Origin of the sequence: Vibrio natriegens NBRC 15636 = ATCC 14048 = DSM 759 (assembly GCF_035621455.1) — a bacterium.
Lineage (GTDB): Bacteria > Pseudomonadota > Gammaproteobacteria > Enterobacterales > Vibrionaceae > Vibrio > Vibrio natriegens.
The window spans coordinates 1512956-1525370 of the sequence record NZ_CP141823.1; the positions used below are offsets into that span (position 1 = coordinate 1512956).

The 12415-nt window shown below is 44.8% G+C and carries 11 protein-coding genes; 7 read left to right on the forward strand and 4 right to left on the reverse strand.

Going from position 1 to position 12415, the window contains the following annotated elements; all coding sequences use genetic code 11:
* The first annotated feature begins 69 nt into the window (after positions 1 to 69).
* From VER99_RS21205 to VER99_RS21220, 4 genes are all read left to right on the forward strand, one after another.
* Positions 70 to 1071 carry a TRAP transporter substrate-binding protein gene (locus VER99_RS21205; RefSeq protein ID WP_020335193.1) on the forward strand — a complete coding sequence of 334 codons (1002 nt, stop codon included), beginning with the start codon at positions 70 to 72 and terminating at the stop codon, positions 1069 to 1071.
* Positions 1072 to 1194: 123 nt separating this feature from the next.
* Positions 1195 to 1743, forward strand: coding sequence for a TRAP transporter small permease (locus VER99_RS21210; RefSeq protein WP_020335192.1), 549 nt, complete (start codon positions 1195 to 1197; stop codon positions 1741 to 1743).
* A 15-nt stretch (positions 1744 to 1758) separates the two neighbouring features.
* A complete protein-coding gene (locus tag VER99_RS21215) occupies positions 1759 to 3099 on the forward strand; it encodes a TRAP transporter large permease (RefSeq protein ID WP_020335191.1) in 1341 nt (446 codons plus the stop codon).
* A gap of 11 nt (positions 3100 to 3110) precedes the next feature.
* Positions 3111 to 4013, forward strand: a complete 903-nt coding sequence (locus VER99_RS21220) for a cache domain-containing protein (protein WP_020335190.1) — start codon at positions 3111 to 3113, stop codon at positions 4011 to 4013.
* Positions 4014 to 4348: 335 nt separating this feature from the next.
* On the opposite strand, the gene VER99_RS21225 is transcribed toward VER99_RS21220, so the two are convergent.
* Positions 4349 to 5137 carry an IclR family transcriptional regulator gene (locus tag VER99_RS21225; protein ID WP_020335189.1) on the reverse strand — a complete coding sequence of 263 codons (789 nt, stop codon included), beginning with the start codon at positions 5135 to 5137 and terminating at the stop codon, positions 4349 to 4351.
* Between the two features lie 156 nt (positions 5138 to 5293).
* Here VER99_RS21225 and pta point away from each other — a divergent pair, with 156 nt between their 5' ends.
* The 3 genes from pta to VER99_RS21240 all read left to right on the forward strand — a co-directional run bounded on the left by pta (position 5294) and on the right by VER99_RS21240 (position 8579).
* Positions 5294 to 6343: a phosphate acetyltransferase gene (gene pta / locus VER99_RS21230; RefSeq protein ID WP_020335188.1), complete on the forward strand. Its 1050-nt coding sequence runs from the start codon at positions 5294 to 5296 to the stop codon at positions 6341 to 6343.
* 8 nt (positions 6344 to 6351) lie between these two features.
* A complete protein-coding gene (locus tag VER99_RS21235; protein WP_020335187.1) occupies positions 6352 to 7110 on the forward strand; it encodes a TSUP family transporter in 759 nt (252 codons plus the stop codon).
* 548 nt (positions 7111 to 7658) lie between these two features.
* Positions 7659 to 8579 carry a GGDEF domain-containing protein gene (locus VER99_RS21240; RefSeq protein ID WP_237333546.1) on the forward strand — a complete coding sequence of 307 codons (921 nt, stop codon included), beginning with the start codon at positions 7659 to 7661 and terminating at the stop codon, positions 8577 to 8579.
* Positions 8580 to 9033: 454 nt separating this feature from the next.
* Here VER99_RS21240 and VER99_RS21245 read toward each other — a convergent pair whose 3' ends face one another.
* From VER99_RS21245 to VER99_RS21255, 3 genes are read right to left on the reverse strand one after another with little or no spacing between them, the layout of a single operon-like run.
* A complete protein-coding gene (locus VER99_RS21245) occupies positions 9034 to 10293 on the reverse strand; it encodes a DUF4056 domain-containing protein (protein WP_065286551.1) in 1260 nt (419 codons plus the stop codon).
* 5 nt (positions 10294 to 10298) lie between these two features.
* A complete protein-coding gene (locus VER99_RS21250) occupies positions 10299 to 11480 on the reverse strand; it encodes a BamA/TamA family outer membrane protein (protein ID WP_020335184.1) in 1182 nt (393 codons plus the stop codon).
* Between the two features lie 12 nt (positions 11481 to 11492).
* Positions 11493 to 12395: a hypothetical protein gene (locus VER99_RS21255; RefSeq protein WP_020335183.1), complete on the reverse strand. Its 903-nt coding sequence runs from the start codon at positions 12393 to 12395 to the stop codon at positions 11493 to 11495.
* Positions 12396 to 12415: the final 20 nt, after the last annotated feature.

Genomic DNA, 12415 nt, shown 5'->3' on the forward strand with positions numbered 1-12415 from the left:
AAGTTGTACCAGGTCACCTTGTAAGCAAAGTACAGAGTGGATGTCTGTACGTTATGAAAGGTTAAGACTATGAAACTTATTAAAAACAAAATCATTGCTGGAGTGACAATTGCAGCGACAGCAGTGTTTTCGTACACGGCTTCCGCAGCAAACTTCAAAATGGCTATCGGCGATGCTGCTGGTGGAACGCAATGGGAATTAGCCAAGACTTTTTCCGAGTTGATGGAGAAAAAGACAGATGGCAAAGTAAAAATTGACCTATTCCCAAATGGACAATTGGGTAATGAACAAGACACCGTTAATGATGCGGCTATTGGTCTGTTAGATTTTTCCGTTTTAGCAATTAACAACGTGACTCCATTTTCACCAACGGTTGGCTTATTAACGATGCCATATGTGATTCAAAGCCCTGAAGAAGCCGTGCTTTTGACACAAGGAAAGGTAGGTCAGGAATTGGTAGAAAACACCATTCGTGATGCTGGTGTTCGAATCGTAGGTTGGGCGTATTCAGGCTTTCGAGTATTGACCAACTCGAAGAAGCCAGTTGCCTCGCCAGAAGATCTAAAAGGGCTGGTGATTCGTGTTCCTCGTAACGAAATCATGATTGCTTCTTACCAAGCTTGGGGCGTAAACCCAACACCAATGGCTTGGTCTGAAACCTTTACGGGCCTGCAACAAGGAGTGGTTGACGGTCAAGATAACCCATACATTACAGTGTATGCGATGAAGTTCAATGAGGTACAAAAGTACGTTACTAACATCCGCTACATCTTTTCGCTTGAACCGCTCATCATCAGTGAGTCAGTGTTCCAGCAACAATCTCCAGAGATGCAAAAGACCATTCTTGAGGCCGGTCAAGAGGCAACAGATCACAGCTTTGCTTACTTAGAGGAAACGGAAATCAAGATCCGTAAAGATCTCGAAGGTAAAGGCATGGTATTCACCGACCCAGCAAACGGTGAAAAAGAGTGGATAGAGAAAGTTACTACTTCAGTATGGCCAAAATTCTACTCAAGCATTGGGGGTAAAGAGAAGCTAGATAACGTTCTTGAGCTACTGGGTAGACAATAACGATTAGTTACACCCTATCTGACGGCAGCCCGTTGGATAGGGTTTTTGCATGGCGTTACTCGTTTATCTGCTCAAACACATTGAGCGACTGGTTGTCATGTAAAAATTAACATTGGAGGTTATATGTCAGTCGCTAAAATAATTAGAAAGCACTTAAACAACATCGAGGAGTACACCTGTTGTTTATTACTAGCGAGCTTTGTCTTACTACTTTTTACGCAAATTTTATCTCGTCAGCTGTTTGACTATTCCATTCCTTGGGGTGATGAAGTTGCCACCTATATGTTTGTCTGGTTTGCTTATTTAGGTGCGGTGGTTGCCGCGAAAATGTCAGCCCATAACCGAGTAAGTTTCCACTTTAAGTTCTTTCCGCCCATCGTACAGACCATCAGTGAAACCATAGCGGATTTACTATGGCTGCTGTTTAACGGTTATTTTGTGTACCTCTGCTACGACTTTGTATTCAATAAAATGAATCTTTTCTGGAAATCGCAGACGACCGGTATCCCGATGAAGTACTTCTACATGATTTTACCGATCGCATTTTCTCTGATGATGGTTCGGATCATTTGGAACAACTATGAGCGCTTGTGTAAAGGTGCCAAGAATGAAGACCCAGAAGTAAAAGAACTTCGCAAAATGACCGCTCAAAAGTCACTGCCAGAGTCGTAACAGAGAGATGTAATTATGGAATCCTATTTAACTCTAATCCTATTTGGTGGTTTTTTAACACTGTTAATTCTAGGCGCACCAATTACTGTATCACTCGCAGGCGCATCCATGGCTGCCTACTTGATATTGGATAAAAACCCCATTGCACTAGTGCAAATAGCCTTTACTTCAGTGGGCAACTTCCCGTTGATGGCACTGCCATCCTTCGTATTGGCTGGCGCATTGATGGAAGCCGCTGGCATTTCCAAACGTTTAGTTGATATTGCTGAAAGTCTGGCGGGACCAGTGACCGGTGGCCTAGGGGCTGCAACGGTTATGGCGTGTCTGTTCTTCGGAGCGATTTCTGGCTCTGGCCCAGCAACCACAGCGGCGGTGGGTATGTTAATGGTACCCGCAATGGTTAAGCGCGATTACGAAAAAAGCTATGCTTCCGCAGTAACCGCTGCATCAGGTGGGCTTGGGATTATTATCCCGCCATCGATTCCGCTGGTTATCTTCGGTATCTCTGCCATGGGCTTAATGGCACCGCCAGAGGCCATTGCTCAACATGGTCAGTTTGCATCACTATCGATTCCAAAGCTGTTTGTTGCGGGCGTGATTCCAGGACTAATCATGGCATCCACCTTGGTAATTACCAACTACATGATTGCGAAAAAGCAAGGCTATCAAGGTCTGACAGAAAACTGGTCATTTGGAGAAATCAGGCAATCATTACGCCGCGGGCTTTGGTCTGTTTTAGCGCCGTTCTTGATCCTTGGCGGCATATATAGCGGTATGTTTACCCCAACAGAATCGGCAGTGGTGGCTATTTTCTACTCGCTGTTTGTTGGCTTGTTTATACACCGTGAACTCTCGTTTAAGAACATTCTTAAATCGTTGTCGACAACGACATGGATCACTGGGCGAGTTCTATTGATCTTATTTGCGGCAACCGTGTTTGGTCGCTTACTGATTGAACAGAAAATTCCAGTAGTGGTAGCAGAGTCACTACTTGGCTTTACAGACAATATGTATCTCGTTTGGGCACTAACCATCATATTACTGTTGTTTATCGGCATGTTTATGGAAACGTTAGCGGCGATTATGATCATTGTGCCAGTCTTGTTGCCCATCATGTACATGTTAGGCGCTGACCCAACTCACGTTGGTATTGTCGTGGTTTGTACGTTATCGATAGGGTTTGCAACTCCGCCTCTCGGCGAAAATATCTTTGTCGCCTCGGGTATTGGTGGAGCCACAGTTGAACAGATTACCGCTAAGATTCACCCATTTGTTCTTGCGTCGGTACTGGGCGTGTTTGTTATCGCCTTCTTCCCACAAATCACGCTTTGGCTACCGTCATTAGTTGGCTATTAGGAGAGATAACCATGAACATATTGAAACTGATTGTTATAGGTTGTGCGTTGTCCATTGTGTTGGGTAGTGTCGCTTTGCGTGCGGAAGATAGCGCTGCCGTGAATGTACTCGATATCACGGAGCCTCACGTAGCAAGTGAAGCGGAAAAGCGTGCGAAAACCCTCTTGGCCAAGGCAGTTATACATGTGCAAACAGTAGGAGAGGAGAGCGTAAAAGATTTCATGAGTGACCCTGAATACATAGATGGGGAACTGTATGTCTTTGCATTAGGTATTGACGGTGAATTCCTAGCGAGCGGTGGCTCGTCTATGGTGTTGGTTGGCGATAGTGTGCTTGATACGCAAGACGTTTACGGCAAACCGTTTTTTCGGGAAATGATCACCAAGGCGCTACATCAAGGTTACGGGGAAGTGAAATACAACTGGACCAACCCTACTGACCGTATGGGGGAGCCTAAAACCACCTTCTTTGAGCGTGTTGGCGAAGTGATTGTGGCCGTCGGCTACTACCCAGAGCGCGCTAGTACATCCGAGGCGAAGCGGTTACTCGCTAGAGCGATGAAAGCCATGGTGGAATCTGAGCAGAAAAGTATTGATGAGTTTAACGACCCTGAAGGAAGCTTTGTTGAGGGCGATTTATACGTGTTTGTGATGGACATTAGTTCGGGAAAGTTTCTTGCTCATGGCGCATCTCCGGAGTTGGTGGGACGCTCACATGATGAGATTTTAAGCCCGGATAATAAGCCTGTTCTTACCGAATTACTGACGTTAGCTAAGAAAAACGGTCGAGGCGTGTACACCTATCAGTGGCTAAACCCTCAATCGAACAAAGTGGAAACCAAGCACACTTATTACCGAGTGCTCGATAATAAACTTGTCGCTGTCGGCTACTACGTTAAATCAAACCTATCCTAGCTCAGCTTTCCATTCGTTATCGCTATCAATCTTTAATTTGATTGGTAGCGATCCATTCTATTCCATTTCTTCTTTTACATTCATATAAAACACAATAGTGGAACAAGTATGGTAGAACCATAGCCACTCGAAGTGTGTTCTCAGCCGATTCGTGCTCTCGGTTGCGTTTTTAAGTGACCGATCTGTGTCATGTCGATCGAAAGAGACAAACCCCAGTAGATTGGATCTCACTGGGGTTAGGATTTGTGTTTGGCAATAAGGTCAGCGACTGGCGCCACAGGGTTGGTTGTTTTGCCAGGCTAAGTGGCTAACGTATCCATTGAGTATTTTGGGGACTAATGTTCGCCCCAGTTATCGGCTTCTATTTTTGCTAGTGCTTTCGCTGCTTTTTGCAGAGTAGGCAAGAACTTAATAGCTTCATCTGGTTTGACGCGAATAACAGGGGCCTGTATAGCTAAACCAAGATTAGATTGTCCTGTCGGAGAAGGCACAAGCACGGCAATACAGACTAGACCGGGCAGAAACTCTTCATCATCGATGGCAAAACCTTGGATTTTTGCTTCCTCGATGTTTTTTTCCAACTCGGAGTAATCAGTAATCGTGTTTACGGTATATTGAGTGAGAGGAACATTCTCAATAAGCCGCCTACGTTGTGACTTAGACATATGCGCTAAAAACAGTTTGCCCGTTGCAGAGCAGTGAACAGGTACTCGTGACCCCGGATGCAAATGGAAGCGAAGGGGGGCTTCTGTTTCTGCACGATCGAGGTAGATGATCTCGCCGCTGGACAGCGCTGTTAAATTACAACTTTCACCCACCTCTTCTCTGAGGTTCTCGAGAATTGTGCGTCTTGCGCTATGCATGGTGCTATTAAGCAACAAGTTCTCGGCTAGCTTTCTCAAACGAATACCCGAGCTATAGTGTTTTTCATCCCCGTCTTTTTGAATGATGCCTGCGGCCTCTAATTGCTGCAACATACGATGCAGGGTTGGTTTTGGTAGTCCGGTTTCTTCTACTAATCCTTGTAGAGATATGAACTCGTCTTTTTGCGCTATCACCTCTAATAGTGCAAAAAGTCTGAGCGTAGGAGTATCTCCTTGAACTTGCGGTGTTTCTGTAGGCATAGAGTCATTTATCCTTGCGATACGTCGAAGTCTAAGATTGTACATTTCAATTTAGTATATATCCATTTTCTGAATAAAATTTGATCTTTTTTATTAGTGCGATTAACATTTAATTAAAATATGGAACAAAATGTATCATTAAATGGAATTTATAGTATGAAGGCGATGGAAAGGATTATCAACAAAGCTCAGTTAGATCGTAAGCGAGTGGTGTTGAGCGAAGCTGAAGACCCTCGAGTGCTTGCCGCAGCGCGGATGGCCGAGGATAAGCAATTGGCATACATCACTTTGGTTGGTGATCAACAAGTGATTGCAGAGGCTGCGGAGCGGCATAATGTGAGTCTTGCGGGCATTCAAATTGTTTCGCCTCAGGGGTCGCCTCTTAAAGAAGCATTAGCTGACCGTCTATACCTTTTGCGTAAAGCGAAAGGCATGTCCTATAACGACGCCCTAGAACAGGTTCAAGATTCTCTCATATTTGCCAATTTAATGGTGAAAGAAGGGTTTGCTGACGGTACGGTGAACGGTGCTGTTTATACTACCTCCGATGTGGTTCGTACGGCTTTACAAATTATCGGTCCTGCACCTGACTGTGAGTTGGTGTCGAGCTTCTTTTTGATGATGTTGTGTGAACCTTTTCACAACCTCAAGGGTGGTTTGATTTTCAGTGACTGCGGACTGGTGATTGATCCTAATGAAACGCAGCTTGCTTCCATTGCTATTGCCGCATCAACCAGTGCTAAATCTCTATTAATGGAAGAACCTAAAGTGGCCATGTTGTCTTTCTCTACTAATGGCAGCGCGAAGCATGAATCTGTCGACAAAGTTCGCAACGCAGCTCAGCTAGTGAAACAGCGTTGTCCTGATATCGCCGTGGACCAAGACGTTCAGTTGGATGCCGCTATCGTAACTGAGATTGCTGCTAAAAAACTGCCGGATTCGCAAGTGAAAGGCCAGTCTAACGTTCTGGTATTTCCTAATTTAGAAGCGGGGAATATAGGCTACAAGCTGGCAGAAAGGTTAGGCGGTGCGGTGGCAATAGGCCCTTTGTTACAAGGGTTAAACCAGCCAGCGAATGATCTATCTAGGGGATGTTGCGCTGAGGACATTTTTAATGTGATTGCGGTTACAGCGGTTCAGGCTCAACAAGATAAGAAAATAGACCAAGTTTCATCCGCCTCAATAAAAGAAGACATAACCAACTAGGGAAATAAATGGAATTACCGACGTTACTCGCCATTCTTGCCGCCATCATGATTGGCACTTACTTTCAGACCGTGACTGGCTTTGGTCTCGGTATCATCGTGATCGGTTTAACTGTGAGTCTTAATCTGGTTGCTCTGCCCGTTATCGCCGCAGTGGTGAGTATCGTCACTTTGTTTAATTGCTTAGTGGCATTGGTAGGTAAGCCCTTGTCTGGGGAACTTAAAATCATGCTGGCTTTAGTGGCGGGTATAGTACCTGGCGTGATCGCTGGGGTATTTTTGCTCGATCAACTCAGTGACTCAGCGACCAACATATTACGTGGTCTACTAGGCATCATGATTTTAGCCGCAGGGCTCAATTTCATGTTTAAACCGAAGACGTTAGTAATGCGCTCCGCTTCGACGTCCTTTTTATTTTCAGGATTCGGCTCCGGCCTCACTGGTGGGCTGTTTGGCATGGCAGGACCACCCATTGTTTATCATCTCTACAGACAGCCATTTTCCATTGAATTAGTACGTAGCACGCTATTGATGGTCTTTGCCTGTACTTCTGCTTCGCGCACTGCTTATGTGTATTTTGATGGTAGTTTAGGTGCAAGTATCATTTGGTTGTCCGTCATTGCAGTTCCGTTAGTCGCACTAGTAACTTTGGTAGCCAGGAGATATCCACCCCCATTGTCTAACGACCAGTTGAGGAAATTGGTATTTGGAGTATTAATGATGGTTGGTGGGTATTTGATAGGGACTTCTGCTACGTCGTTGGGGTAAAGCTGAATTCATCTTACTGAGCCAATAAAGTATAGGGCGTCGTAAAAAATCGACACCAGTGGAAAGTCAATGTGCAATATCTAACAGAGCCAATGACTAATTACTGTGTAGTATGGTGCTACCGGTAAATTCGACATCTCCTAGCTTAGATTAGGTGTGATACTCGATGCAATCTCATTTCTTTCATCTCGACCCGATTTATCTCATCTAACTTTAATGGATTCTTATCGAGTGATTGGTTAACATGTTTGAGTGTTTTGTGTCACCTTTACATTATCAGCGGTTCATTTGACCCACTTAGCCTAAGCAAAAAAGTAGTGATTAATTCAAGCTCAAGCCTTATAGATTTTGCCAGCGTAATAAACAATATTGTTTGTAGTGCTGTTGGCTGCATATTTTTATCTCAGATTCGCTCTGGCTTGACTCACTATCAACGACGATCAGCACTTTATTTCTTTTACTTTTTCTTACTGTTTGGTTTTGCATTTGCTGCAATGGCTATTCGCTCCTGGCTTCCGCTTATTTATTCTGTTTTATTAAACAATTTTATGTATATGACAGTTGCGTATTTGTTGCTATTTGGCTCTATAAGTTGGTATCAACGCGATATTAAGCCGTGGTTATGGAAGCTAGCAATTGTTCATGTCTGCTCATATACAGCGATACAAACTCTTATTTATCACTTCGTACCAAATACACTTGAATTGCGTGTTCAGATTGCGTTCGTTAATTTTGCTCTGGTGTACGCTTCCACTTTTTTACTTTGTCACAAACATAGAACCTCAAATGGTAAGGGCGAGCGTATGCTCGCTTTAGCTGCATTGGTTTGCCTTGTTGCTGCTGGTTTTCCTACTTTTGCATTGGCTGTAACAGGTAAAGTCGAGTATTACCGTGTCGCAGTCGTGGTGACTCAAAACATAGTTTGCTTCTTCTTGTTAGGCGGATTATTGTCGTTATTTCTTTTTAATCAGATAGACTGGCACTACGAAAGATCCATTAGGGATGAGCTGACAGGATTGTTCAACCGTCGTTACATTAATGAGCGTATTGCCCATTTGTTTCAGAGTGATTTGCCTATTCAGGGAACGCTTGCAGTTGTCGACATTGACCATTTCAAAAAAGTAAATGATCGCTTTGGTCACGATGTTGGTGATAACGCGCTCGTTTATGTTTCTAAAATTCTGTCTGGTAGTCTAAAAAAGGGTGATTTGGTTAGCCGTTACGGAGGAGAGGAGTTTGTGATCTTTATTGCGGATAATGATTTCAAACAAGCTCTGGCGACGTTGCATACAATCCATTCATCAGTGGAATCACAGAGCCGTTTATCAGCTATGAGCATTCCCATTACAGTGAGCATTGGTTACTGTAACTTAACTTCTCAAGACACATTACAAAGTGCTTTCACCAGAGCTGATTCAGCTCTCTATATGGCGAAAAACCAAGGTCGTAACTGTATTGTTGGCCAGTAACCTCGCCGTTCCCATAGCTTCTATATATTGAAATTGTCCATAGGCGCGCTAGCACGACCGTGGTTAGCACGTTTGAGCCCCAAACCGTTTCAGAGCGCGTCGTTTTGGCTATAGAACTAGCTAATGTGCAAAATATGCACATTGATTATCAATGTTACACCTAACTGATCCACAGTAGCACCGAGCCTTGATTTGACATACAGGGGCAGTCCACAGAGGTTATCTCAAGAATATCGAACTTGTTTATCCAACGCCCAAAAAGATTACATGAAATTTGGTTTGAGTTTGGTGTCACTGCTAACTATCCGGCATACAAATTGAAGGAAAGCAACGGTGTACAAGAGATAAAGTGGTCCAGTGCAGTTTATACTGATTACCGCTAGCGCATCCGTATAAACCCGTAAACAGGAGAGGGACGATAAATAGCCTCATCACTTTTATGAAAGAATGGACGTTACTCATGAGTAATACCTAATTGTTTCAAATCCTGACTATCCTGTTGTTCTGCATACTGCGCAATAACCGGGAACTGAGTATGATCAATGCGCTCTGACCAGATATGCTTTGGAATATGGTTGAAGGTGTCTGCATAACTCGGTGTTATTTCGAGCACTAATCTGGCAATCCGATCAAGCTCTAGTGACTCAGTAGATGCAGGTAATTTCAGCACTGTGGCGGAAGCTTGCACAAGAGACTGCAAACTCGGATTCTGTTCACCTAATAACTCCGGAGTCAACAGATAAGGTTTTTGCTGGTCGCCAAGGTCGTAGTGACGTTGCAGAACCATGTACTTGTTTGGGATCGACTCTTGTGAGTTCCACCATTTGCCGTCGACGGCGGCTAATACCATTTTTGCTTGAGACTTATCGACGATACCAAGTTCTTGCAGGCTTGCATTGAGAAGCAAGCTTACGTTTTGGTTATAGTCCCTTTCGTTCAATACCTTATGCTGTTGAATGAGGCTAAGTACTATTTTCGCGCCCAACATATTGGAATAGAGATCTTCGAGCGAGTAGGCTGAAATCGTTTCTGGCCATCCTGAAAAACTCGCGTAGCCGTGCCACTGGGCAATTTCGTGGGATTCCGCCTTGAAGTAGGCTAAACGCGCTGCAAGGTGAGCAGCAACAGACCACCTTTGCTCATCGGTTAGTAAAGACGCGTCGAACGGGGTCATCTCGATATATCTTGGTCCTAATTCGGCTGGTAAATCAATGCGGTGGGCTTGACCCAAGTTAGCGAGTATCTCAAAAAATAATCCCATGGTGTCATCGGCGGTATCGCGTACATGGGCGAGGTCTATAAAGCCACCTTTCTGCGTGTATAAGATACCGTTATTTTCGCTGCCGCCATGGCCCAATGCCGATGAGGATGAAGGCGTGTAGTGATATATCCCGCTGGCAAACTTGTGCGGACCTATCTCCTCAAGTTCGACAATGTTGTTCAGTCGGAAAAAAGGGACTGGGACTGGCCCGAATTTAACTTTCTGCATATCCCCAAATGCACAGCACGGGCGAACGTTCTGCGGTACCGTCAATTGAGGGAAGCGAGACTCATCCAAATTCCAATTCTGACTGGTCGTCACATTGCCTGCTAGCATATCTGCGGCCTGATTCGAAGTTGGCACAGCATGGGTTTCCCAATCAGTCGATGAGCATCCAGCCAGGAAGGTACATAGGGCGATCGTATAAAAGGGTTTAAAAAGTAAACGGTTCATTTCAGTTAAAACGCTTCATTAATTGCAAAGTAAAAACCGCTTTGATCGTTACCAAAGCCCATATCTAAACGCAGGTTAACTCGCTGCTTGATTTCAAATCGGTAGCCAACGCCGACAGAGTAAAGCCACTTGTCTTGACCCAGTTGATCAAATTCCTCAGCCAATGTGCCGGCTCCTAACCAGTACACCATGCCATGGCGACCAGATAGCGGCTGCCGGTACTCCACTTGGGAAATAAGCATGTTTCTGTCGCGATATTGACCTTGTTCGTAGCCACGCAGCGCCTCTGCGCCTCCGAGCATCGCCATTTGATCCCAGCTCACGTCACCGAAATTAGATTCGGCACGCACCTGCCAGGCCAGAACCCCAGGAATTAACGATAGAGCGTGGTAGTCACTGTAATTGAACCTTACACGTTCAAAATCATTGTCTGAGCCTAATTCAGTACTGAAGTTCTGATATTCAAGCTCAATCAGCCTTCCTTTTGATGCATTAAGGGCAAAATCCCGTGAGTCATAAGTCACACTGAGCAAGCCGCCAATGTTACGCTGCGTTTCAGGAAATTCCGCAAAATCATCACCAATCCAAGGTGTGTTTGTGTTTTCTTGTTTGGCGTTGGACGCTTCATTATGGGAAAACGAGAGACCCATGCCTAAGTAGGTGTTAGGTAATATACGCGTCATACCAGTGATGGAGGCGGAATAACTGCGTCGGTTATAATCGACCCGTTCATTGTGCATTCCTGCGTCAACCCCAAAGCCATGAAATACATCGGGAGAATCCGTTAATTCAGCGTCAACAAATAAACGGTATTGGTCGTTTTTTAGGTAGTTGGCATTATTGATCGATATCCCATAAGCGCCGTTGATTGACCCAAAACCGTTAATGGTAATCGAGCTTGGCTGTGAGTCCATATCGTTGATATCTGGCTTATAGAGACCAACTGCCGACACGCCAATACCAAATTTTTTCTCCGGAGTATAAAAGGGCCCGGGCATGACACTCCAGTCGACGCCTTTTTTAGGATCGAACTGACCATCTGCGCCCAGCTCCAACAATAGATCCTCAAGCCACGCTTGATATTGCTGATACATGGTCTGTTCAAGCTGTTCTGGTTTTTGCTCTGTCTGCTCGGCGAGGGGTACCCCAGACATAAACAGACAAACAAGAGGGAGTGTTTTTTTCATGATTTTCAATGCTTAGAATCGACGCCCTAGAGAAAAGAACAGAGTCTCACGTTCGCCAAATCCGGCTTCCATCAAGATCTCCCAGTCTTTGTTAAAGGCATATTGGAAACCAACCACGCCGTTCCAGTTCTCGTCAGCAGTTTGACTGACATTGAAGCCGGCATCTGGACTCAAGTGATCGACGAGTTCATGGATTTCTTTTGGTAGATTTAAGCTCTTTAGATCACCAGACAGTTCTTGTTGAACATGTTGATACATGGCACCAGCAAATACGCGCAGTTCGCGTCCGCCATCATATTGCCAGCGATACCCGACACGAGGTGCGGCAACGAAGGTTTTAATATTGCCATCAATAGCGGCAATGCTGGTGTAGGTGTAGTTCATATCGAGTAAAGCAAACCAATTTCCTATGCCTCCCGCCAACGTGGTACCTGCGCCATAGGTTCCGCCGTCCATATCCAGCTCAAATACGGCATTGTCCGGTAACTCGTCGCCTGCAGCATCCAGCAACGAGCACAGAGCTTTGTTTCCGATACCGTTCACAGAGGAAGCATCACAGCCGAGTGAGTTAATTTTTGCAGTACTGGTACCTTGGGTATAACCAATAATGCCGTAGATATTCATAAACGGAAAAATCCAGACATCTCCCCTCAGAGTAATATTTGAGCCTGTAAAATCGGCGTGGTTGGCATCAATATCAAGCGCGTCAAGTACAGGGTGTCCTGTCAAATCAATGCTGTTGACTGTAATAGGGTTGCTCATATCCATATAGGAAAGAGAAAGGCCGTAAGGCTTAGGTAGTGAATAGCCTCGCTTTTCAGCTTCATCACCCCAAATAGGGAAAAATGATTCTTGAGCAAAGCCCAATGGGGCAAATAGAACTGTCAAAAAAGCCAGTACGAAGTTTATTTTCACAATAGCATGTCCTCAAGTTA